The organism is Modestobacter sp. VKM Ac-2986 (genome assembly GCF_026967795.1).
Lineage (GTDB): Bacteria > Actinomycetota > Actinomycetes > Mycobacteriales > Geodermatophilaceae > Modestobacter.
This window is the reverse complement of sequence record NZ_JAPVBH010000004.1, coordinates 201,028-223,066: the sequence shown is the minus strand read 5'-3', so window position 1 is coordinate 223,066 and position 22,039 is coordinate 201,028. Positions and strand designations below refer to the sequence as shown.

The following is a 22,039-nucleotide window of genomic DNA, read 5'->3' as shown; positions in this document are numbered from 1 at the left end:
GGCACGATGGACGGGTGTCCGCCACCCTGCTCGCCCGTTCCCTCGCCGCCGGTCACGGCGCCCGGGTCCTGTTCGCCGACCTCGACCTGGTGGTCGCCCCCGGCGACGTCGTCGGCCTGGTCGGGGTCAACGGCGCCGGGAAGTCGACCCTGCTGAAGACCCTGGCCGGGGTGCTGCCCGCGGAGGCCGGGGAGATCGTGCTGAGCCCGCCGTCGGCGACCGTCGGCTACCTGCCGCAGGAACACGAGCGCCTGCCGGGGGAGACGGTGCTCGACGCCCTCGCCCGGCGCACCGGGGTCGCCGACGCCCAACGGGTCATGGACGACGCCCTGGAGGCGCTGACCGCGGGCGAGGACGGCGCCGACGACGCCTACGCCGACGCCCTGGAGCGGTGGCTGGCCCTGGGCGGCGCCGACCTGGCCGAGCGGGCCGAGGAGGTGGTCGCCGAGGTCGCGCCCGGCGTGGGCCTGGACGCGGCGATGACCGGGCTGTCCGGCGGGCAGGCCGCGCGGGTCGGGCTGGCCTCGCTGCTGCTGTCGCGCTACGACGTCCTGCTGCTCGACGAGCCCACCAACGACCTGGACCTGGCCGGGCTGGAGCAGTTGGAGCGCTTCGTCACCCGGCTGCGCACCGGCGTCGTGCTGGTCAGCCACGACCGCGAGTTCCTCGCCCGCACGGTCACCCGGGTCGTCGAGCTCGACCTGGCCCAGCAGCTCGTGCGGGTGCACGACGGCGGCTACGAGGCCTACCTGGTCGAGCGCGAGGTCGCCCGGCGGCACGCCCGCGAGGAGTTCGAGGAGTTCGCCGACACCAAGGCCTCGCTGGAGGCGCGCGGGCAGATGCAGCGCAACTGGATGGCCAAGGGCGTGCGCGACTCGATCAAGAAGTCCAAGGACGGCGACAAGCACATCAAGGCCGCCAACCGGGCCAGCTCGGAGAAGCAGGCGGCCAAGGCCAAGCAGACCGAGCGCCGGATCGAGCGGCTGGAGGTGGTCGAAGAGCCGCGCAAGGAGTGGGAGCTGCGGATGGAGATCGCCCCCGCCCCGCGCTCGGGCACCGTCGTGGCCACGCTCAACGGCGCCGTCGTCCGACGCGGGTCGTTCACCCTCGGCCCGCTGGACCTGCAGGTCGCCTGGGGTGACCGGGTGGCGATCACCGGGGCCAACGGCAGCGGCAAGAGCACGCTGCTGGGCGCGCTGCTCGGTCGCGTCCCGCTGGCGGAGGGGACGGCGTCGCTGGGCTCCGGCGTCCGGCTGGGCGAGGTCGACCAGGTGCGCGGGCTGTTCCTGGGCGAGGAGCCGCTGGCCTCGGCCTTCGGCGCCGAGGTGCCCGACCTGCCCGACGCGGAGGTGCGCACGCTGCTGGCGAAGTTCGGGCTGCGCGCCGACCACGTGCTGCGCCCGGCCGGCACGCTGTCACCGGGGGAGCGGACCCGGGCGGCCCTGGCGCTGCTGCAGGCCCGCGGGGTGAACGTGCTGGTGCTCGACGAGCCCACCAACCACCTGGACCTGGCGGCGATCGAGCAGCTGGAGCAGGCGCTGGCCGACTACCCGGGCACCCTGCTGCTGGTGACCCACGACCGGCGGATGCTCGACGCGGTGCACACCACGCGCCGGTTCGCCGTCGCCGGCGGGCGGGTCCAGGAGAGCTGAGGGCGGGCGTCCCGGCAGCGGTCGGGCGGGGCGCACGGACCGCTACCGGCCGACGGGCGGGACCGCTAGCTTGTGGGACCTCCCCAGGAGGGTCACATGCGCATCCGGAGCTGGTCTGTCGGTCTCACCGCCACGGCGCTCGTCGCCGGGGCCGTCGTCCTGGCACCCGGGACGGCGTCGGCCGCCCCGCCGCGCACGGCGGAGGGCAGCGACCTCACGCTCCTGTGCACCGGAGCGGGTGCTGCGGGGTCCGTGGAGCTGGCGCTGGACTCGTGGACCGACGCCGGCGGCGCGGTCACCTCGGGGTTCCTGCTCGTCTCCGCCCCGGACGGGCAGCTGGTCCAGGTCAGCGAGGAGGGGGCCGGCGCCGTGCTGGACCAGGGGTCGTCCCTGACCGGGCTCTTCCCGATGCTCGACGCGACGACGTACGACCCGGTGGGCGAGGCGTCCTCCGTCGTCGGGGTCGTCCCCGCCGGTGACCCGGTCAGCACCACCGACCGCACGCGGACCGGCAACGCCTGGACGTCGGTCACGACCGTCCGCCAGGCCCTGACCGGCTCCGGGACGGTCCTGCTCGCGTCCGGGGACGCCGTGGACGTCCAGTGCTCCGGTGACCGGTCGTACGTCACGTCGCGCACCATGCCGGCGGCGTTCGTCCAGCGGCAGGACGGCGTCGACATCGGCGACCCCGGCCCCGGCTGCGTCACCGAGCTCGCCGACGGGCGCTCCCTCGTCCTGGCGTCGGAGGGCCTCGGGCAGTACGTGTCCGTCGCCGTGGTGAGCGGGAGCGGGTTCCTCGCGGGGGAGAGCGAGCAGGCCGTGACCAGCGGCGGCCGTGTGTCGGCCACCGTCGCGCTGCTGTCCTTCGAGGGCGAGGGGGGCGGCGAGCACGTCGGTGACGCCGTCGTCGACCTGGCGGTGACCGAGGTGACCGGCAGCGAGCGCTGGGAGCTGCGGCAGCAGCGCCGGACGCAGACCACCACCCGCGAGGACGTCGTCATGAGCGGCACGGTGCTGCTGCCCGGCGGCGAGTCGGTGGCCGTCACCTGCGAGGGCCGGCGCTTCCTCGTCCGCGAGGTCGTGACCCCGCCGTCCGGCCCCCGGTCGACGGGCCCGGCGCCGGGCAACGACGCGCCGGCCGGGGCCGTCCTGCTGACTCCCGGCGGGCGGGCGTCGGTGCAGACGGGGAGCGCGGCGCCCCAGCCGGAGGCCGACCTGTGGTGCTACGACAACGAGCCGCAGGACCCGGGCTTCCTCCCCGCCCACTCCGTCTGGTACCGCTTCACGGGCACCGGGGGCCCGGTCACGGTCGACACCGCCGGCAGCACGTTCAACACCACCCTCTCCGTCCACGCCGGGGCGCCGGGTGCGGCGACGGAGATCGCCTGCGTCGACGACGACGGGCCGCCCGTGCGCACGCTGCAGGCGTACACGACGGTGGACACCGTCGCGGGCGCCGAGTACCTCGTGCAGGTCGGCGGGCTGGGTGGCGAGTACGGGCTGCTGAAGATCGCCCTGCGCTGAGGGCTGCTGGCCCCGGGGTGGCGCCGCGGGTGGTCAGCGGTCCTGCCCTGTGCGCGACCCGCCTGTGCGAGTCGTTCCGACGAGCCCGTGACCGGCACCTGTGCGGTGCCCCCGGCAGGATTCGAACCTGCGCCCCTGCCTCCGGAGGGCAGTGCTCTATCCCCTGAGCTACGGGGGCTCGTTCCGTGCTGTCCTGCAGGTGGCGCTCCGCTGTCGCTCGGCGCCGGGGACACGTTACCAGTCGCCGCGGTCGTCTCCGGCAGGGGCTCCGGGGTGCGCCGGGGGCCGGTCCGGCCGACGGGTCAGGGCGCCGGCAGCGGCGCGCCGCCGCGGGCCCGCAGCATCTGCTCCATGGTCGTGGTCTCCGCGGTCTGGCTCTGCGCGATCGAGCGGGCCAGGCTGGCGACCGCGGGCTCCGACGCGTGGTCCTCGCCGTACTGGGCCATCTCCAGCCCGCCCTGGTGGTGGCGGGTCATAAGCTGCAGGAACAGCACGTCGAAGGCCTGCCCGGACAGCCCGCGCAGCTCGGTCAGCTCGGTCTCGGTGGCCATGCCGGGCATCACCGCCCCGTCGGCGGCGGCGGCCGGGTCGACGCCGTGCCCGGACATGCCGCCCATGTCGTGCCCGGCCATCGCGCCGTCGTCCATCCAGCCCATGACCTCGCTGCTGGTGGCCGGCAGGCCCCACAGCGCCAGCCAGCCCTGCATCCGGCCCGCCTGGTTGGTCTGGGTCGCGGAGATGTCGAAGGCCAGTCGGCGCACCTCGTCGTCGGCGCTGTTCGTCAGCGCCAGGTTGGCCATCTCGACGGCCTGCAGGTGGTGGCGGGACATGTCCCGGGAGAACCCGGCGTCGACCGAGTCAGCGGCCGGGGTGTCGCTGCGCCCGATGCCGGCGGCCACCGCCAGCCCACCACCGGCCGCCAGCAGGCCGAGGGCGATGACCGCGAGGAGGACGGCGGTCAGCGCCCGCGGACGGCGGGGAGCGGTGGGCTGGGCGGTGGGCTCGGTCATCGGGTGCCTCTCACGGGTGGCCGCGGCGCGGTGCCGCGGCCGGGTGCGCCGGGGTCAGGGCGCGGGGGTCTCGCTCACCGGCGCGTCGCTGGGGACGGCGGGGGCGCCGACCCGGGTCTGGTCGCCCACGACGAGCGGGTTCGTGAGGAAGGTCGGGTTCTCGCAGGTGGCGCCGGGCTCGGGGTAGAAGTCGGCGTTGAACACCATGAAGTCGGCGAACTGCTCGACCCGCTCGTCGGCGGCGGAGTCGACGAACACCTGGTGGTTCCACGACTGGAGGCTGATCGGGGAGGAGAGCCCGGCGTAGGGGGACAGCATCATGCCCGAGCGGCCGTCGACCAGGTCCTCGAGCGTGGCCAGGTCGCCCTCGGCGATCGTGTCCGGGTTGTAGGTGACCCACACGGCGCCGTGCTCGAGGCTGTGCACGGCGTTCTCGTGCCGGACGTCGACGTCGTAGACCGTGCCGGTGCAGTCGGCCCACTCGTTGTCGTGCGGGCCGCCCACCGGCGGGGACTCGGTGTAGGTGACCGGCGTGGTCACGTGCTGGGCGCCGGCGTACTCGAAGGTGCCCAGGCCCGCGATCTGGTCGGCCGAGGTCACCTTGTCGGCGTTGGACCGGTTGACGCTGACGACGGCGTAGCCGAGGACGGCGACGGCGAACACCGCCACTGCGACGGCGGCGGCGATCAGGCCCCACGGCTTCTGCGGGGTGACCACGTTCACCGGCGGGCGGGTGCGGCCCGTGCCTCCGGGGGTGCGCCCGCCGGACGAGCCGGCTCGGGTGGCGCCACCGTTCTGGGGCTTGGGGTCCTTGGCCACTGCCGCTCCTGACTGCTCTGCGAGGGGGTGCACCGCGTCGGGGTGCACTGCGTCCCGGGGAGGCGCAGGTCCTCCGCCGTCCGCCGGACAGGGGTCCCGTCCGGCGGCAGCGAGTGTAGGTCGCCACCCTGTGGGGAACGGGCTCCCGGAGCTGCCTGCGGGTGTCGGTGTGCTCACCCTGTGGGACGCACGGCGGGCTGGTCAGAACGGGGGTGCGCCGCTCCGTACGATCGAGCGGTGACACCCGAGCAGCTCAGCGACGTCGTCCGGTCCGCAGTCGCGGCGGCCGTGGAGCGCGGCACGCTCGCGGTCGCCGTCCCCGACGCGGTCGTGATCGACCGCCCGAAGAACCCCGAGCACGGCGACTACGCCACCAACATCGCCATGCGGCTGGCCAAGCCGGCCGGCCGGCCGCCCCGCGAGGTCGCCGAGGCGGTGGCCGCCGAGCTGCGCGCGGCCGAGGGCGTCGCCGGCGTGGAGATCGCGGGCCCGGGCTTCCTGAACATCCGCCTGGCCAAGGACGCCCTCGGCCGGGTCGCGGTGCAGACGGTCACGGCGGGGGAGGCCTACGGGCGCACCGACGTCCTGGCCGGGCAGCGGCTGAACCTGGAGTTCGTGTCGGCCAACCCGACCGGTCCGGTGCACATCGGCGGCACCCGGTGGGCCGCCGTCGGCGACGCGCTGGGCCGGCTGCTCACCGCCAGCGGTGCGGAGGTGTCGCGGGAGTACTACTTCAACGACGCCGGCTCCCAGATCGACCGGTTCGCGACCAGCCTGATGGCCGCGGCGAACGACCGGCCGGTGCCCGAGGACGGCTACGCCGGCGCCTACATCGGTGAGATCGCCGCCCAGGTCGTGGCCGCGGAGCCGGGCCTGCTGGAGCTGCCCGACGCCGAGCAGCAGGAGCGCTTCCGGGTGCGCGGCGTCGAGCTGATGTTCGCCGAGATCAAGCGGAGCCTGGCCGGCTTCGGCGTCGTCTTCGACACCTACTTCTCCGAGAAGACGCTGCACGACAGCGGCGCGCTGGAGAAGGCGGTGGCCCGGCTCCGCGAGCAGGGCCACGTCTACGAGACCGACGGCGCGGTGTGGCTGCGGACGACGGACTTCGCCGACGACAAGGACCGGGTGCTGGTCAAGAGCGACGGCGAGCCGACGTACTTCGCCGCCGACTGCGCCTACTACCTGGACAAGCGCGAGCGCGGCTTCGACAAGGTCGTGATCATGCTCGGTGCCGACCACACCGGCTACGTCGGCCGGTACAAGGCGCTGGTCGCGGCGATGGGCGACGACCCGGCCACCAACCTGGAGATCCTCATCGGCCAGCTGGTCAACCTGGTCCGCAACGGCGAGCCGGTGCGGATGAGCAAGCGGGCCGGCACGGTGGTCAACCTCGAGGACCTGGTCGACGCGATCGGCGCCGACGCCGCCCGGTACGCCCTGGCCCGGGCCTCGGTCGACCAGCAGATCGACCTGGACCTGGACGCCTGGACGCGGAAGACCAACGACAACCCGGTCTTCTACGTCCAGTACGCCCACGCCCGGATCGCCTCGCTGCTGCGCGGCGCGGCCGACCTCGGGCTGCCGCTGGGCGAGGCAGCCGACGTCGACACCGCGCTGCTGGAGACCCAGCGGGAGAGCGACCTGCTGCGGGCGATCGCGGAGTTCCCGCAGGTGGTGTCCTCGGCCGCGGAGCTGCGCGCCCCGCACCGGGTGGCCCGGTACCTGGAGGAGCTGGCCGGCACCTACCACCGGTTCTACGACGCCTGCCGGGTGCTGCCGCGCGGTGACGAGGAGGCCACGCCGCTGACCACCGCCCGGCTGTGGCTGTGCGCCGCGACCGCGACCGTGCTGGCCAACGGCCTGACCGTGCTCGGCGTCTCCGCCCCGGAGCGCATGTGACCGCCTCCCCAGGGCGGAAGTGGCCACTTCCGCCCCTCGTCAGCCGAGAGGACCGACCGTGAGGGCGCACCCCGCCGGGCCGCTGCACGCCGGCATCTCCCCGCCGCCCGCGGCCGGTCCCGCACCCGACGACCTCGGCGCGCTGGACCCCGCGGTCTGGCCGCGCTCGGCCCGCCGCGTCGACGGCGAGCTGCACCTGGCCGGCCGGTCGGTGACCGACCTGGCGCGTGCGCACGGCACCCCGCTGTTCGTGCTGGACGAGGCGGACTTCCGCAGCCGGGCCGCGGACTTCGCCGACGCCTTCACCGACGCCGACGTCCACTACGCCTCCAAGGCGTTCCTCTGCGGGCAGGTGGCCCGCTGGATCGCCGACGACGGCCTGCACCTGGACGCCTGCAGCGGCAACGAGCTGGCGGTCGCGCTGGCCGCCGGGTTCCCGGCGGAGCGGATCGCGCTGCACGGCAACAACAAGTCGATGGTGGAGCTGCAGCTGGCCGTCGACGCCGGCATCGGCCACGTGGTGCTGGACTCCTTCGACGAGATCGAGCGCCTGGTGCCCCTCGCCGCGGCGCGGGTGGCCGCCGGGGGCAGCCCGGTGCCGGTGCTGATCCGCTCCACGGTCGGCATCGAGGCGCACACCCACGAGTTCATCGCCACCGCCCACGAGGACCAGAAGTTCGGCTTCTCCCTCGCCACCGGTGACGCGCTCACCGCTGCGGTCCGGGTCATCCGGGAGCCGGCGCTGCACCTGTCGGGCCTGCACAGCCACATCGGCTCGCAGATCTTCGACACCGCCGGCTTCGAGGCCGCCGCGCACCGCGTCGTCGGCCTGATGGGCCAGGTGCACCAGGCCACCGGCGAGGTGCTCGGCGAGCTCAACCTCGGTGGTGGCTTCGGCATCGCCTACCTGTCCGAGGACGACCCGGTCACGCCTGCGGACGTCGCGGTGAAGCTGCGCTCCGTGGTCGCCGCCGAGTGCGCTGCGCTCGGGTTGCCGGTGCCGCGGCTGGCCGTCGAGCCGGGCCGGGCCATCGCCGGGCCGGGCACGGTCACCCTCTACGAGATCGGCACCATCAAGCCGGTGCGGCTGGGCTCCGGCGGCTCGCCGGGCGCCCCGCTGGTGCGCAACTACGTGTCCGTCGACGGCGGGATGAGCGACAACATCCGCACCGCCCTCTACGACGCCAGCTACACCTGCGTGCTGGCCAACCGCAGCTCCGACGCACCCCCGGCGCTGTGCCGGGTGGTGGGCAAGCACTGCGAGAGCGGCGACATCCTGGTCCGCGACCTGTGGCTGCCCTCCGACGTCCAGCCGGGTGACCTGCTGGCGGTCGCCGCCACCGGGGCCTACTGCTGGTCGATGGCGAGCAACTACAACTACCTGCTCAAGCCCCCGGTGGTCGCCGTCCGCGACGGTGCGGCCACCGAGATCGTCCGGCGGCAGACGCTGGCCGACGTGTTCGCCCTCGACGCCGTCCTCGCCGGTGTCCCCGCCCCCAGCCCGGCGATCGACCAGCCGGCCCCCGAGCACCCGGTCGGAGCAACCTCGTGAGCGAGCCCCTGAAGGTCGCGCTGCTCGGCTGCGGCACCGTCGGCGGCGCCGTGCTGCGCCTGCTGTCCGAGCAGTCCGAGGACCTCGCCGCCCGGGTGGGCCGCCGGATCGAGGTCGCCGGGGTCGCCGTCCGGCGTCCCGACCGGCACCCCGACGTCCCGGCCGAGCTGCTCACCACCGACGCCCTGGCGCTGGTGACGCGTGCGGACGTCGACCTGGTGGTCGAGGTGATCGGCGGCATCGAGCCGGCCCGGTCACTGCTGATGGCCGCCATGGCCGCGGGCAAGTCGGTGGTCAGCGCCAACAAGACCCTGCTGGCCGAGGACGGGGTGGCGCTGCACGCCGCGGCCGCCGACGGCGGGGTCGACCTGTACTACGAGGCCGCGGTCGCCGGCGCGATCCCGCTGCTGCGCCCGCTGCGGGAGTCCCTGGCCGGTGACCAGCTGCGCCGGGTCGTGGGCATCGTCAACGGGACGACCAACTACATCCTGTCCCGGATGGCCGAGACCGGTGCCGGGTTCGGCGAGGCGCTGGCCGAGGCCACCGAGCTGGGCTACGCCGAGGCCGACCCGACCGCCGACGTCGACGGCTTCGACGCCGCCGCCAAGGCCGCGATCCTGGCCTCGCTGGCCTTCCACTCCCCGGTGACCGCCGCCGACGTGTACCGCGAGGGCATCTCCGCGGTCTCGGCCACCGACGTCGCCCGCGCGGCCGAGATCGGCTGCACCGTCAAGCTGCTGGCCATCTGCGAGCGGGTCGCCGGGGCCGACGGCGCCGACGACGCGGTGGCGGTGCGCGTGCACCCGGCGATGATCCCGACCACGCACCCGCTGGCCGCGGTCGGCGGGGCGTTCAACGCCGTCTTCGTCGAGGCCGAGGCCGCCGGCGAGCTGATGTTCTACGGCCGCGGGGCCGGTGGCGAGCCGACCGCCAGCGCCGTCCTGGGCGACCTGGTCGCGGTGGCCCGCAACCGGGTCAACGGCGTGGCCGGCCCGGGGACCACCGGCTACGCCGGGCTGACCGTGCGCCCGATGGCCGACACCCCCACCCGCTACCACGTGAGCCTGGACGTCGCCGACCAGCCCGGCGTGCTGGCCGCCGTCGCGCAGGAGTTCGCCGCGCACGGCGTCAGCATCGCCACCGTCCGCCAGGACGGGCACGGCGAGGCCGCCACGCTGGTCATCGTCACCCACCGGGCGCCCGACGCGGCGCTGGCCACCACGGTGGAGAAGCTGCGGGAGATGCCCGCTGTCCGGGGCGTCACCAGCGTCCTACGAGTCGAGGGGCTGTCATGACCACCATGCGCGGAGCGGTCTCGCCGCACTGGCCGGGGCTGATCGAGGCCTACCGGGACCGGCTGCCGGTGAGCCCGTCCACGCCGGTGGTGACGCTGCAGGAGGGCGCCACCCCGCTGGTACCCGCACCCGAGCTGTCCCGCCGCACCGGCTGCGAGGTGTTCCTCAAGGTCGAGGGCGCCAACCCGACCGGGTCGTTCAAGGACCGCGGCATGACCATGGCGATCACCAAGGCGCTCGAGGAGGGCGCCCAGGCCGTCATCTGTGCCTCCACCGGCAACACCAGCGCGAGTGCGGCGGCCTACGCCGCCCGCGCCGGGCTGACCTGCGCCGTCCTGGTGCCCACGGGCAAGATCGCCACCGGCAAGCTCGCCCAGGCGCTGGTGCACGGGGCCAAGCTGCTGCAGGTCGAGGGCAACTTCGACGACTGCCTGGCCCTGGCCAGCAAGCTCGCCATCGACTACCCCGTCAGCCTGGTCAACAGCGTCAACCAGTACCGCATCGAGGGGCAGAAGACCGCCTCGTTCGAGATCGTCGACGTGCTCGGCGACGCCCCCGACATCCACTGCCTCCCCGTCGGCAACGCCGGCAACATCACCGCCTACTGGCAGGGCTACCGCGAGTACGCCGCCGACGGCACCGCCTCGCACACCCCGCGCATGTGGGGCTTCCAGGCGGCCGGCGCCGCGCCGATCGTCACCGGCAAGGTCGTCGAGCGCCCCGAGACGATCGCCACCGCCATCCGGATCGGCAACCCCGCGTCCTGGACCAAGGCGCTGGCCGCCCGTGACGACTCCGGCGGCCGCATCGACGCCGTCACCGACCGGGCGATCCTGGCCGCCTACCGGCTGCTGGCCCGCAGCGAGGCCGTCTTCGTCGAGCCCGCGTCGGCCGCCTCGGTCGCCGGGCTGCTGCAGGTCGCCGAGGCCGGCGGCCTGGAGCCGGGCCAGCGGGTGGTCTGCACGGTCACCGGCAACGGCCTCAAGGACCCGGAGTGGGCGATCGCCGGGGCACCGGTGCCGGTCACGGTCCCGGTCGACGCCGCGGCTGCCGCCGCCCAGCTCGGGCTCTGAGCACCACCGTGGTCGACGCAGCCGGGGGAGTGCGCATCCGGGTGCCCGCGACGAGCGCGAACCTCGGGCCGGCCTACGACTGTGCCGGGCTCGCGCTCAGCTGCTGGGACACCCTCGACGTCGCGGTCACCGACGGCGGCCTGGTCGTCGAGGTGAGCGGCGAGGGCGCCGGCGAGCTGCCTACCGACGAGTCGCACCTGGTCGTGCAGGCGTTCCGCGCGGCGTGCGCCGAGCTGGGCTGGACTCCGTCCGGGCTGCGGCTCACCGCGCACAACGGCATCCCGCAGGGCCGGGGGATGGGGTCCTCGGCTGCCGCCGTCACCGCCGGTGTCCTGGCCGCCTGGTCGCTGTGCCCCGACGTCACCGCCGTCGACGACGTGGCCGTGCTGCGGCTGCTGTCGGAGCTGGAGGGCCACCCGGACAACGTCGCGCCGTGCCTGCTGGGTGGCGCCACCCTGTCCTGGACGACGCAGACCGGCGCCCGGGCGGCGCGGCTGGCCGTCGACCCGCGCATCACCCCGGTGCTGTTCGTCCCGGGGACGACGCTGTCGACCCACCTGGCCCGCGGTCTGCTGCCGGCCACCGTGCCGCACGCCGACGCCGCGCACGCCGCCGGGCGCTCGGCGCTGCTGGTGCACGCGCTCACCCGGGACCCCTCGCTGCTCCTGGAAGGCACCGAGGACCGGTTGCACCAGCCCCAGCGCGCCGTCGCGATGCCCGACAGCGCGGCCCTGCTGGCCCGGCTGCGCACCGACGGTCACGCCGCCGTGGTGTCCGGCGCGGGGCCGTGCGTCCTCGCGCTGGCCGTGCTGGGCCCCGACGAGCACCCCGGCGACCCGGCCTCGGCCGCCGAGGTGCGGGAGCTGGCCGCCGCCGTCCCCGACGGGTGGGCCTGCCTGCCGCTGCGCGTCGACCACGACGGTGCCGTCGTCACCCCGCTGGGGCGTGATCACGGTGCGGTATCGTCTGAGTCGCCTGGAACACACCGGTGACGGACTGTGTTGTGGGCGACGTCAGGCTGTGTCTAGGCTGACGCCGTAGCCGCCTCCGGGCGCGCCTCGAGCGGGGCGTGGGCCGCGATCCGTCGCCGCCGACCTCCTCGCACCTCCACAGACCCGTGCACTCCCCGCCGACGCGGACGTCCACACCAGGGCTCTCGCCTCAGGGAGCGGGTCACCCCCTGCGCTGGTAGGCGCAGGTCACCGCAGGGAAGGACCTGTACGTGAGCGAGACCACCGACCTCCTCGACGGCGCACCGTCCGACGAGGCAGCCGCCGGCAACGGAGCGGCCGCCCGCTCCCGTCGCCGCGGCACCGGCCTGGCCGGGATGCTGCTGCCCGAGCTGCAGCGCCTGGCCGGCGAGCTGGGCATCCCCGGCACCGGCAAGATGCGCAAGAGCGACCTCGTCGCCGCCATCTCCGAGCGGCAGGTGGGCGGGTCCGGCAGCAACGGCTCCGATGCCGCCCCCGCCGCCGATGCCCCGGCGCCCCGCGCCGAGAGCACCCCGGGCGACACCACGCCGCCCACCTCCACGCCGTCCGCCGTGAGCGCCCCCGCCTCGGCGGCCCCGCTCGAGGCGCCGGTCAGCGGTGGTGCCAACGGGGGGCCGGTCGTCGGCGCCCCGGCGAGCGACAGCACCCCCGACGCCGCGTCGGAGCCCGTCGCCGACACCGCCCCCACCGGCCGTCGCCGCCGGGGCGCGAGCCGTCCCGCCGGCGCCCCGACCGCCGACGCCGCCGAGACCGCGGCCGAGCCCGCCGCCGCCGACGACGCCCCGGTCCAGGCCGGTGGCCGCGAGACGCAGGACCCGCAGGCCGAGGCCCGCACCGAGGGCGAGCGTCCGCCGCGCAACCGCCGCGAGCGCGCCGCCCGCGACGGTGGCGAGCGTCCGGCCCGTGACGGTGCCGAGCGTCCCGCCCGCGACGGTGCCGAGCGTCCCGCCCGCGACGGTGGCGAGCGTCCGGCCCGTGAGGGTGCCGAGCGTCCCGCCCGCGACGGTGGCGAGCGTCCGGCCCGTGAGGGTGGCGAGCGTCCCGTCCGTGACGGTGCTGACCGTCCCGCCCGTGAGGGTGGCGAGCGTCCCGCTCGTGACGGTGCAGACCGCTCTGCCCGTGACGGTGGCGAGCGTCCCGTCCGTGACGGTGCCGACCGCGACGACCGCGGTGCTCGTGACGACCGCAACCGTGACGGCTCTGCCCGTGACGGTGCGGCCCGGGACGGCGAGGAGCGGGGCGGCCGCAACCGCAACCGCAACGCCAACGACGGTGCCCGCGACGGGCGTGACGGTGCCCGCGACGGGCGCGACGGTGCCCGCGACGGCCGTGACGCCGGGCGCGACGGTGCCCGCACCGACACCCGTACCGAGCGCCCGGACACCGCGCGCGCCGACCGTGACGCCCGCCCCGACGAGGACGACGACGACTTCGACGGCCGCGGCCGCCGGGGTCGCCGGTACCGCGACCGCAACCGCCGGGGCGGCAACGCCCCCGGTGGCCGCGAGCGCTTCGACTCCGGTGAGCCCACCGTCAGCGATGACGACGTCCTGCTGCCGGTCGCCGGCATCCTCGACGTGCTGGACAGCTACGCCTTCGTCCGGACGTCGGGCTACCTCACCGGCCCGAACGACGTCTACGTGTCCCTGGCCCAGGTGCGCCGCTACGGCCTGCGCCGCGGTGACGCGATCACCGGTGCGGTCCGCCAGCCCCGTGAGGGCGAGAAGAAGGACAAGTACAACGCGCTCGTCCGGCTCGAGTCGGTCAACGGCCTGGACCCCGAGCAGGCCAAGGACCGGCCGGAGTTCACCAAGCTGACCCCGCTCTACCCGCAGGACCGCCTGCGGCTGGAGACCGAGTCGCACCTGATGACGACCCGGATCATGGACCTGGTCATGCCGATCGGGAAGGGCCAGCGCGCCCTGATCGTCAGCCCGCCCAAGGCCGGCAAGACGATGGTGCTGCAGTCGATCGCCAACGCGATCGCGGTGAACAACCCCGAGGTCCACCTCATGGTCGTGCTCGTCGACGAGCGGCCCGAGGAGGTCACCGACATGCAGCGCTCGGTGAAGGGCGAGGTCATCGCCTCGACCTTCGACCGGCCGCCGGCCGACCACACCACGGTCGCGGAGCTGTCCATCGAGCGGGCCAAGCGACTGGTCGAGATGGGCCACGACGTCGTCGTCCTGCTGGACTCGATCACCCGGCTGGGCCGCGCCTACAACCTGGCGGCCCCCGCCAGCGGGCGCATCCTCTCCGGTGGTGTCGACTCCACGGCGCTCTACCCGCCGAAGCGCTTCCTCGGTGCCGCCCGCAACATCGAGAACGGCGGCTCGCTGACGATCATCGCCTCGGCGCTGGTCGAGACCGGGTCGACGATGGACACGGTCATCTTCGAGGAGTTCAAGGGCACCGGGAACGCCGAGCTCAAGCTCGACCGGCGGCTGGCCGACAAGCGGGTCTTCCCCGCCGTCGACGTGAACGCCTCCAGCACCCGCAAGGAGGAGATCCTCCTCTCCCCGGACGAGCTGGCGATCGTGATCAAGCTGCGCCGGGTGCTCTCGGCCCTGGAGCCCCAGCAGGCGCTCGAGCTGCTGCTCGACCGCATGCGCAAGACCCGCAACAACATCGAGTTCCTCATGCAGGTCCAGAAGACGACCCTGGGCCTGGGCGAGAAGGAGTAAGGACCCCCTTGCCCCCCGCCACGAGCAAGCTCGCGGCGGGTCCCTGCAAGGGGGCCGGGTCGGTTCCCGTGAGGGGGCCGACCCAGGACCTCGCCGGGGCCGTACACTGGCCCATCGAGCCTTCGTCGCGTGGGTCGGCCAGACCCCGGCGGCGTGTGAGACACCAGACCACGAGACCAGAGAGAGGGTGTACCGGCATGAAGGCCGACATCCACCCGGACTACCACGTCACCACGGTGACCTGCGGTTGCGGCAACACGTTCCAGACCAAGAGCACGGCGGCCGGCGGCACCATGACCGTCGAGACCTGCTCGGCCTGCCACCCGTTCTACACGGGCAAGCAGCGCATCCTGGACACCGGTGGCCGCGTCGCCCGCTTCGAGAAGCGGTTCGGCAAGCGCAACGCCGGCGCCAGCACCGACGCCGAGAAGTAGCACCCCCGACGGCGCCTGTGCCGCTCTCCTGTCGAGAGCGGCACAGGCGCCGTCGTCATGTCCGGACAGCAGTCCCCACCCCGACCCAGGAGCGTGCCCGTGAGCAGTCCCGAGTCCGGCAGCGACCGGCTCGCCGGCCTGCTCGCCGAGCACCGTGAGCTCGAGGCCGAGCTCGCCGACCCCGCCGTGCACGCCGACGCCGCCCGCGCCCGCCGGCTGGGCCGCCGCTACGCCGCCCTCGCCCCGGTGGTCGAGACCGCCCGCGCGCTCGACGCCGCCCGCGACGACCTGGGCGCGGCCCGCGAGTTCGCCGCCGACGACCCCTCCTTCGTCGCCGAGGCCGCCCAGCTCGAGACGACCGTCGGCGAGCTGAGCGCGCGGCTGACCGAGCTGCTGCTGCCCAAGGACCCCGACGACGAGAAGGACGTCATCCTCGAGGTCAAGGCGGGGGAGGGCGGCGCGGAGTCCGCGCTGTTCGTCGGGGACCTGCTGCGGATGTACCTGCGCTACGCCGAGCGGCGCGGCTGGTCGACCGAGGTCCTCGACGCGGTGCCGGCCGAGCTGGGTGGCTACAAGGACGTCGCGGTGGCCATCAAGTCCCGCACCGACGAGGGCATCTTCTCCCGGCTGAAGTTCGAGGCCGGCGTGCACCGGGTGCAGCGCGTGCCGGTCACGGAGGCGCAGGGCCGCATCCACACCTCCGCCGTCGGCGTCCTGGTCCTGCCCGAGGCCGAGGACGTCGACGTGACCGTCGACCCGAACGACCTGCGGATCGACGTCTTCCGCTCCTCGGGGCCGGGCGGGCAGAGCGTGAACACCACCGACTCCGCCGTCCGGATCACCCACCTGCCGACCGGCATCGTCGTCAGCTCGCAGAATGAGAAGAGCCAGCTGCAGAACCGCGAGTCCGCCCTCCGGGTGCTGCGCTCCCGGCTGCTGGCCGCCGCCCGCGAGGAGGCCGAGGCCACCGCGTCGGACCAGCGGCGCAGCCAGGTCCGCACGGTCGACCGCAGCGAGCGGGTGCGCACCTACAACTACCCGGAGAACCGGATCGCCGACCACCGGGTCGGGTTCAAGGCGCACAACCTCGACGCGGTCCTCGACGGCGAGCTGGACCCGGTGCTCGACGCGCTGACCGCCGCGCACACCGCCGAGCTCCTGGCGGGGGAGTCCTGACCGCGCAGGCCCTGGTCCGCGAGGCGGCCGCACGGCTGGCCGCGGCCGGTGTGGAGTCCCCGCGCGTGGACGCCGAGCTGCTGCTGGCCGCCGCGCTCGGGACCTCCCGCACGGCCCTGCTCACCGCCGGCGAGGTCGGTGACGAGGCCGCCGCCCGGTTCGCCGCGCTGGTCGAGCAGCGGGCCGACCGCGTGCCGCTGCAGCACCTGACCGGGACGGCGCCCTTCCGCCACCTGGAGCTCTCCGTCGGGCCCGGCGTCTTCGTCCCGCGGCCGGAGACCGAGCTGCTCGCCGGCTGGGTGCTGGAGCGGATCGCCGGGCTGCCCGCACCGACCGTCGTCGACCTGGGCACCGGGTCCGGCGCGATCGCGCTCGCCGTGGCCAACGAGCACCCCGGCGTCCGGGTGCTGGCCGTCGAGCGCGACCCCGGGGCGATCGAGTGGACCCGGCACAACGCCGCGGCCCGGGCCGCCGCCGGTGACACCCCGGTCGAGGTGCTCGCCGGGGACATGACCGACCCGCGCCTGCTCACCGCTCTCGACGGCACCGTCGACGTCGTCGTGTCCAACCCGCCCTACGTCCCCGACGACGCCCGGCTGCCGCGCGAGGTGCTCGACCACGACCCGCCGCTGGCGCTGTGGGGCGGCCCGGACGGGCTGGACGTCGTCCGCGGGCTGCTGGACACTGCCGCCCGGCTGCTGCGCCCGGGAGGCTGGCTGGGCATCGAGCACGCCGACCTGCAGGGCAGCTCGCTGCCGGCGCTGCTGCGCGCGCACGGCCGCTGGACCGACGTCGCCGACCACCCGGACCTCGCCGGCCGGCCGCGGCACACGACCGCTCAGCTGTCCGGGCACCACTCCGCCACGTAGGCCGGGTCGCCGGGTAGCGCGACGTCGAGGTCGCGCCGCTGGACGCTCAGCCCGGGGGTGCCGCAGGCCGCGTCGAACCCCTCGTCGGTGTACTCGACGTCCAGCACGCTCCCGTAGACGGCGGTGTAGACCGCGCACTCGTCGAAGGCGCCGCAGTCCTCGGCCACGGCGTAGTCGAAGCCCAGCCCGGCGCCGGCCAGCTCGGGGGCGTTCTTCTGCCCGATCGCCAGCCCGGCGGCGTGCGCCCGGTCCACCAGCGCCCGGGCCGTCGCAGCGGCGTCGTCGGCGTCCAGCAGCCCCTCCGAGCGGGTCCAGCTGTCCAGGTTGTCCGGCTCGACCGCGGTGAACCCGGCCGCCGCGCAGTCGTCGAACCACGGGCCGACGACGGCGAGCACCCGCTCGCGCTGCCTGGCCGAGGCGATGTCGACCAGGAACTCACCCGGCCAGTCCGGGTCCTCCACGGGCCGGCCGTCGGCCCCGCGCAGCAGCAGGTCCGCCGGCCAGTCCGCGCTGCCCGGCTGGGTCTGGAAGGCGTTGACGTAGCAGGCCGACCACAGGCCGGCGGCCGGCGTCGCGGTGCGGTCCCGGACGACGCCGGCGATGCCGGCGACAGCCGGGTGGGGGCCACCGAGCTGGTAGTCGACGCGGGCGCCGACGGGCAGCCCGGCGAGGACGGCGACCCGTGACCCGGCCGGCGGTGGGGCCTCCTCCGGCTGTGCCCCGCACCCGGCCAACAGCAGCGCGGCCCCCAGGAGGGGCAGGACCGCACGCACCGCGGGTACACCCACCTGTTGCACGGGCGCAGCGTAGGTGGGGGAGACTCCCCAGCCGTGGCGGACCTCTACGACTGCAGCGACCCCGACCAGCGCGAGGCGGGCCTGACCGCCGCCGCGCTCGCCCTCTCGCGCGGCGACCTGGTGCTGACCCCGACCGACACGGTCTATGGGGTGGCGGCCGACGCCTTCACCCCGGCGGCGGTCGGCAAGCTGCTGGCGGCGAAGAACCGCGGCCGGAACATGCCGGTGCCGGTGCTGATCGGCGAGGCGTCCACGCTCGTCGGGCTGGTGACCACCGTCCCGCCGGCGGCGACCCGGCTGGCCGAGGAGTTCTGGCCCGGTGGGCTCACGCTGGTCGTGGAGCACGCCCCCACGCTGGCCTGGGACCTCGGGGACGCGGAGGGCACGGTCGCCGTCCGGCTGCCCGCCGACGACGTCACCCGGGACCTGCTGCGGCGCACCGGCCCGCTCGCGGTGTCCAGCGCGAACCGCTCCGGCCGGCCGGCCGCGACGAGCGCCGCGGAGGCGGTCTACCAGCTCGGCGAGATGGCCGCGGTGGTGCTCGACGGCGGCCCGCGGACGAACTCCGCGGCCAGCACCATCGTCGACTGCACCACCCCGGTCCCGCGGGTGCTGCGGCTGGGCGCCGTCGGCCTGGAGGCCCTGCGCGCCGTCGTCCCGGAGATCACCGACTAGCCGGCTCCCCGGTCGACTGCGTGGTCGGACGCGAGCACGGTCAAGCGGGACGCGACGAGGTGACCACCACCAGGCCCGAGCTCGCGAGGTGACCACCGCGTCGTCCGGAGGACGACTGTGGGAGGACGGCGCGGGCCCGGAGGGTCCCGCCGTCCTCGCACGAAGCGGCTCAACGGAGATCGGGGACGGCACCGGGCCGCGATGCGATGCGGAGCATCGCCATGACACAGCGATACCGTGGTGCGACAGCCGTGCGCGCCCGCTCGAGGGTGCGCGCGGGCACCGGCACCGAGCAGCAGGAGTGCACCCGCGATGAGCACCCCCGCCACGACCCCCTACTGGGGTCCCGACTTCGACGCCCTGGCCGCCTTCGACCCGGAGATCTCCAGCGTCGTCGTCGACGAGCTCGACCGGCTCCGCAGCGGGCTGCAGCTGATCGCCAGCGAGAACTTCACCAGCCCCGCGGTGCTCGCCGCGCTGGGGAGCACGCTGTCGAACAAGTACGCCGAGGGCTACCCCGGCCGCCGGTACTACGGCGGCTGCGAGGTCGTCGACCGCGCCGAGTCCCTCGGCATCGAGCGGGCCAAGGAGCTCTTCGGCGCCGAGCACGCCAACCTGCAGCCGCACTCCGGCGCCAGCGCCAACCTGGCCGCCTACGGCGCCTTCCTGCAGCCCGGCGACACCATCCTCGGCATGGCCCTGCCGCACGGCGGGCACCTGACCCACGGCACCAAGGTCTCGTTCTCGGGCAAGTGGTTCAACGCCGTCCAGTACGGCGTCGACCCGGTGACCGAGCACATCGACTACGACCAGGTCCGCGACCTCGCCCGCGAGCACCGGCCCAAGCTGATCATCGCCGGTGGCTCGGCCATCCCGCGGCTGATCGACTTCGCCGCGTTCCGGGAGATCGCCGACGAGGTGGGCGCCATCTTCATGGTCGACGCGGCGCACTTCATCGGCCTGGTCGCCGGCAAGGCCATCCCCTCGCCGGTGCCCTACGCCGACGTCGTCACCTTCACCACCCACAAGGTGCTGCGCGGCCCGCGCGGTGGGGCGATCGTCTGCAAGGCCGAGCACGCCAAGGCCATCGACAAGTCGGCGTTCCCGATGATGCAGGGCGGCCCGCTCATGCACGCGGTCGCCGCCAAGGCGGTGAACCTCAAGGAGTGCCTGCAGCCGGAGTACCAGGCCTACACCCGCCAGGTCGTCGCCAACGCCCAGGCGCTCACCGCGGGCCTGGCCGCCGAGGGCCTGCGCCCGGTCGCCGGCGGCACCGACACCCACCTGGCGCTGCTGGACCTGCGCGAGGTCACCGACACCGCCGGTGAGCTCGTCACCGGCAAGGTCGCCGAGGCCCGCTGCGACGCCGCCGGCATCGTGCTGAACAAGAACGCGATCCCCTTCGACCCGCAGCCGGCGTCGGTCGCCTCCGGCATCCGGGTGGGCAGCCCCTCGGTCACCACCCAGGGCATGGTCGAGGCCGACATGGCCGAGATCGCCCAGCTCATCGGGACGGCGATCCGGGACGCCGACGGCTCGCGCACCGCCGAGGTCGCCGCGGGCGTCGAGAAGCTGGTCAGCGCCCACCCTGCTTATCCCCACCCGACCCCGCCGAACGCCTACCCCGAGCCCGCCCGGGCCGTCTGAGCCCATGCGCGAGTACGCCGTCGTCCTGCTGGCCGCCGCCCTGGTCACCTTCCTGGCCACCCCGGTGGTGCGGGTGGCGGCGGTCCGGTTCCGGGTGATGGCCGCGGTGCGTGACCGCGACGTGCACGTCATCCCCACCCCACGGGGCGGGGGAGTGGCGATGTACCTCGGGGTCGCCGCCGGTGTCCTCGTGGCCGCCCAGCTGCCCTCGCTGCAGCGCAGCTTCGAGTTCAGCACCCAGACGATCGCCGTCCTGGTCGCCGGTGGGCTGATCTGCCTGCTCGGCGTCCTGGACGACCGGTTCGGCCTCGACGCGCTGACCAAGCTGACCGGGCAGATCGCCTCGGCCGGGGTGATGGTGCTGCTGGGTGTCCAGCTGGCCTACCTGTTCCTGCCGGTCGCCGACATCGGGACCCTCTCGCTCGGCCCGGACGTCGGGGTGCCGGCCACCATCGCGTTGACCGTGCTCACGGTGAACGCGCTGAACTTCATCGACGGGCTCGACGGGCTGGCCGCCGGGGTCTCCGCGATCGCGGCCCTGGCGTTCTTCGCCTACAGCTACCACCTGGGGCTGGTCGGCTACGACGACGTCGCCAGCGCCCCGGCCCTCATCACCGCCGTGCTCGCCGGGGCCTGCCTGGGCTTCCTGCCGCACAACTTCAACCCGGCGCGGATCTTCATGGGCGACTCCGGGTCGATGCTGGTCGGCCTGATGCTGTCGGCCGCGGCCGTCTCCGCCACCGGGCAGACCGACTCCCAGACGCTGAGCTCCGCGGCCGGCCTGCTGCCGTTGATGCTCCCGCTCCTCATCCCGGTCGCGGTGCTCTTCATCCCCTTCGCCGACCTGGTCATGGCCGTCGTCCGGCGCACCCGGCGGGGCCAGTCGCCGTTCCGGCCGGACAAGATGCACCTGCACCACCGGTTGCTGTCCATCGGGCACTCCCACCGGCGGGCCGTGCTGATCATCTACTTCTGGGCCGCGCTGCTGAGCTTCGGTGCCGTCGCGCTGTCGATCACCGGGGGCACCGTCGAGGTGCTCGTCGTGATCGGGGCGCTCCTGGTCGTCGGGGTGGTCGTCGTGCTCAGCCCGCGGGCGCGGCGGGCGGCGATCGCGGCCCGCCAGGCCGAGCTGGCTGCGCTCAAGGAGCGCAGCCGGGCCGCCCACCCGGCCAACCGCGCGCTGCGCGACGCGGTCGTCCTCGCCCACCCGGACGGCTCGGCACCCCACCCACGAGCGAGCCAGGGAGCTCCATGACCGGCCCAGCCACCACCTCCGACGTCCCCTGGGACCTGACCTTCCTGCGGGTGGGCGGGGTGGCCACCGCAGCCGTGACGGCGGTGGCGGTGCCGGTGGTCGGCCTGACCCTGGGCTGGCCGGCGGCGCTGGGCGTCCTCCTCGCCGCCGTCATCGTCTCCTCGTTCTTCGTCCTGTCCGGCCTGGTCGTGGCCTGGGCGGGGCGGATCAGCGACAGCCTGACGATGCCGGCGGCCCTGGTGTCCCTGGGCGTCAAGGCCCTGCTGCTGTTCCCGCTGCTGTCGGCGCTCCCGGAGGACGGGTGGCTGGACCGCCGGGCCGTGGCCTGGTCGGTGGTCGTCGGCACCGTGCTGTGGACGCTGGTCCACGTGCGGTGGGTGTGGACCCGCCAGCTGTACTACGTCCGTCCGCCCGCGCCGGTCGGCCGCAGCGCCCATGATCCGGGGGAGAACCCGCAGCCAGCAGGCTGATATGGTCCCTCGCGATGGCCGAGGACACTCCTGCGAACTGGAGCGCGCGACCACGACCCACACCCTCAGCACCGCAGCCCTCCGGGGCCGACGTGGGTTGGGGCATCACCGGGACGTTGATGTCGGGGATGGCCGTCTGGGGCGGGGTCGGGTGGCTGCTGGACCGGTGGCTGGACACGCGAGTGTTCCTCCCGGTCGGGGTCCTCCTCGGCGTGA

General features: G+C 74.6%; 18 protein-coding genes and 1 tRNA gene. 15 read left to right on the top strand and 4 right to left on the bottom strand.

Going from position 1 to position 22,039, the window contains the following annotated elements; translation table 11 throughout:
* The first annotated feature begins 14 nt into the window (after nt 1-14).
* Together O2W14_RS12185 and O2W14_RS12180 are read left to right on the top strand one after the other, a co-directional pair.
* Nucleotides 15-1,652 (top strand): ABC-F family ATP-binding cassette domain-containing protein, encoded by a 1,638-nt coding sequence (locus O2W14_RS12185; protein WP_269176362.1) that lies wholly within the window; start codon nt 15-17, stop codon nt 1,650-1,652.
* 96 nt (nt 1,653-1,748) lie between these two features.
* Nucleotides 1,749-3,176: a hypothetical protein gene (locus O2W14_RS12180; RefSeq protein WP_269176361.1), complete on the top strand. Its 1,428-nt coding sequence runs from the start codon at nt 1,749-1,751 to the stop codon at nt 3,174-3,176.
* A gap of 106 nt (nt 3,177-3,282) precedes the next feature.
* On the opposite strand, the gene O2W14_RS12175 is transcribed toward O2W14_RS12180, so the two are convergent.
* From O2W14_RS12175 to O2W14_RS12165, 3 genes are all read right to left on the bottom strand, one after another.
* A tRNA-Arg gene (locus O2W14_RS12175) sits at nt 3,283-3,354 on the bottom strand.
* A 124-nt stretch (nt 3,355-3,478) separates the two neighbouring features.
* The gene (locus tag O2W14_RS12170) at nt 3,479-4,186 is read right to left on the bottom strand and encodes a DUF305 domain-containing protein (protein WP_269176360.1); all 708 of its coding nucleotides are present in this window, start codon (nt 4,184-4,186) and stop codon (nt 3,479-3,481) included.
* Nucleotides 4,187-4,240: 54 nt separating this feature from the next.
* The gene (locus O2W14_RS12165; RefSeq protein ID WP_269176359.1) at nt 4,241-5,005 is read right to left on the bottom strand and encodes a DUF3105 domain-containing protein; all 765 of its coding nucleotides are present in this window, start codon (nt 5,003-5,005) and stop codon (nt 4,241-4,243) included.
* A 237-nt stretch (nt 5,006-5,242) separates the two neighbouring features.
* Here O2W14_RS12165 and argS point away from each other — a divergent pair, with 237 nt between their 5' ends.
* The 9 genes from argS (at nt 5,243) to prmC (ending at nt 16,979) form a co-directional block, all read left to right on the top strand.
* Entirely contained in the window at nt 5,243-6,904 is a 1,662-nt protein-coding gene (argS, locus tag O2W14_RS12160; RefSeq protein WP_269176358.1) for an arginine--tRNA ligase, read from the top strand.
* Between the two features lie 58 nt (nt 6,905-6,962).
* Nucleotides 6,963-8,456, top strand: a complete 1,494-nt coding sequence (gene lysA, locus O2W14_RS12155) for a diaminopimelate decarboxylase (protein WP_269176357.1) — start codon at nt 6,963-6,965, stop codon at nt 8,454-8,456.
* Entirely contained in the window at nt 8,453-9,751 is a 1,299-nt protein-coding gene (locus O2W14_RS12150) for a homoserine dehydrogenase (protein WP_269176356.1), read from the top strand. Before lysA ends, O2W14_RS12150 begins: the two co-directional genes overlap by 4 nt.
* Nucleotides 9,748-10,824 (top strand): threonine synthase, encoded by a 1,077-nt coding sequence (gene thrC, locus O2W14_RS12145; RefSeq protein WP_269176355.1) that lies wholly within the window; start codon nt 9,748-9,750, stop codon nt 10,822-10,824. Before O2W14_RS12150 ends, thrC begins: the two co-directional genes overlap by 4 nt.
* A 41-nt stretch (nt 10,825-10,865) precedes the next feature.
* Nucleotides 10,866-11,816 (top strand): homoserine kinase, encoded by a 951-nt coding sequence (thrB, locus tag O2W14_RS12140; RefSeq protein ID WP_269176354.1) that lies wholly within the window; start codon nt 10,866-10,868, stop codon nt 11,814-11,816.
* A 230-nt stretch (nt 11,817-12,046) separates the two neighbouring features.
* Nucleotides 12,047-14,500: a transcription termination factor Rho gene (rho, locus tag O2W14_RS12135; RefSeq protein WP_269176353.1), complete on the top strand. Its 2,454-nt coding sequence runs from the start codon at nt 12,047-12,049 to the stop codon at nt 14,498-14,500.
* A 197-nt stretch (nt 14,501-14,697) separates the two neighbouring features.
* Entirely contained in the window at nt 14,698-14,934 is a 237-nt protein-coding gene (gene rpmE, locus O2W14_RS12130) for a 50S ribosomal protein L31 (protein ID WP_237495747.1), read from the top strand.
* Between the two features lie 99 nt (nt 14,935-15,033).
* Nucleotides 15,034-16,110, top strand: coding sequence for a peptide chain release factor 1 (gene prfA / locus O2W14_RS12125; protein WP_269176352.1), 1,077 nt, complete (start codon nt 15,034-15,036; stop codon nt 16,108-16,110).
* Nucleotides 16,107-16,979, top strand: a complete 873-nt coding sequence (gene prmC, locus O2W14_RS12120; protein ID WP_269176607.1) for a peptide chain release factor N(5)-glutamine methyltransferase — start codon at nt 16,107-16,109, stop codon at nt 16,977-16,979. The genes prfA and prmC overlap by 4 nt, the downstream gene beginning before the upstream one ends.
* Here the strand turns inward: prmC and O2W14_RS12115 are convergent.
* Nucleotides 16,949-17,776 carry an endo alpha-1,4 polygalactosaminidase gene (locus tag O2W14_RS12115; protein ID WP_269176351.1) on the bottom strand — a complete coding sequence of 276 codons (828 nt, stop codon included), beginning with the start codon at nt 17,774-17,776 and terminating at the stop codon, nt 16,949-16,951. The genes prmC and O2W14_RS12115 overlap by 31 nt on opposite strands.
* Nucleotides 17,777-17,809: 33 nt before the next feature.
* Here O2W14_RS12115 and O2W14_RS12110 point away from each other — a divergent pair, with 33 nt between their 5' ends.
* The 4 genes from O2W14_RS12110 (at nt 17,810) to O2W14_RS12095 (ending at nt 21,823) form a co-directional block, all read left to right on the top strand.
* Nucleotides 17,810-18,451, top strand: coding sequence for an L-threonylcarbamoyladenylate synthase (locus O2W14_RS12110; RefSeq protein ID WP_269176350.1), 642 nt, complete (start codon nt 17,810-17,812; stop codon nt 18,449-18,451).
* Nucleotides 18,452-18,763: 312 nt separating this feature from the next.
* Nucleotides 18,764-20,098: a serine hydroxymethyltransferase gene (gene glyA / locus O2W14_RS12105; RefSeq protein WP_269176349.1), complete on the top strand. Its 1,335-nt coding sequence runs from the start codon at nt 18,764-18,766 to the stop codon at nt 20,096-20,098.
* A gap of 4 nt (nt 20,099-20,102) precedes the next feature.
* Nucleotides 20,103-21,353 (top strand): glycosyltransferase family 4 protein, encoded by a 1,251-nt coding sequence (locus O2W14_RS12100; RefSeq protein WP_269176348.1) that lies wholly within the window; start codon nt 20,103-20,105, stop codon nt 21,351-21,353.
* Nucleotides 21,350-21,823, top strand: a complete 474-nt coding sequence (locus O2W14_RS12095) for a hypothetical protein (protein WP_269176347.1) — start codon at nt 21,350-21,352, stop codon at nt 21,821-21,823. The genes O2W14_RS12100 and O2W14_RS12095 overlap by 4 nt, the downstream gene beginning before the upstream one ends.
* Nucleotides 21,824-22,039: the final 216 nt, after the last annotated feature.

Bases quoted from the DNA above. Each gene is read 5' to 3' on its own strand.
- O2W14_RS12180 (WP_269176361.1), top strand. From the start codon at position 1,749: ATGCGCATCCGGAGCTGGTCTGTCGGTCTCACCGCCACGGCGCTCGTC.
- O2W14_RS12170 (WP_269176360.1), bottom strand. From the start codon at position 4,186: ATGACCGAGCCCACCGCCCAGCCCACCGCTCCCCGCCGTCCGCGGGCG.
- thrC (WP_269176355.1), top strand. From the start codon at position 9,748: ATGACCACCATGCGCGGAGCGGTCTCGCCGCACTGGCCGGGGCTGATC.
- rpmE (WP_237495747.1), top strand. From the start codon at position 14,698: ATGAAGGCCGACATCCACCCGGACTACCACGTCACCACGGTGACCTGC.
- glyA (WP_269176349.1), top strand. From the start codon at position 18,764: ATGAGCACCCCCGCCACGACCCCCTACTGGGGTCCCGACTTCGACGCC.
- O2W14_RS12100 (WP_269176348.1), top strand. From the start codon at position 20,103: ATGCGCGAGTACGCCGTCGTCCTGCTGGCCGCCGCCCTGGTCACCTTC.
- O2W14_RS12095 (WP_269176347.1), top strand. From the start codon at position 21,350: ATGACCGGCCCAGCCACCACCTCCGACGTCCCCTGGGACCTGACCTTC.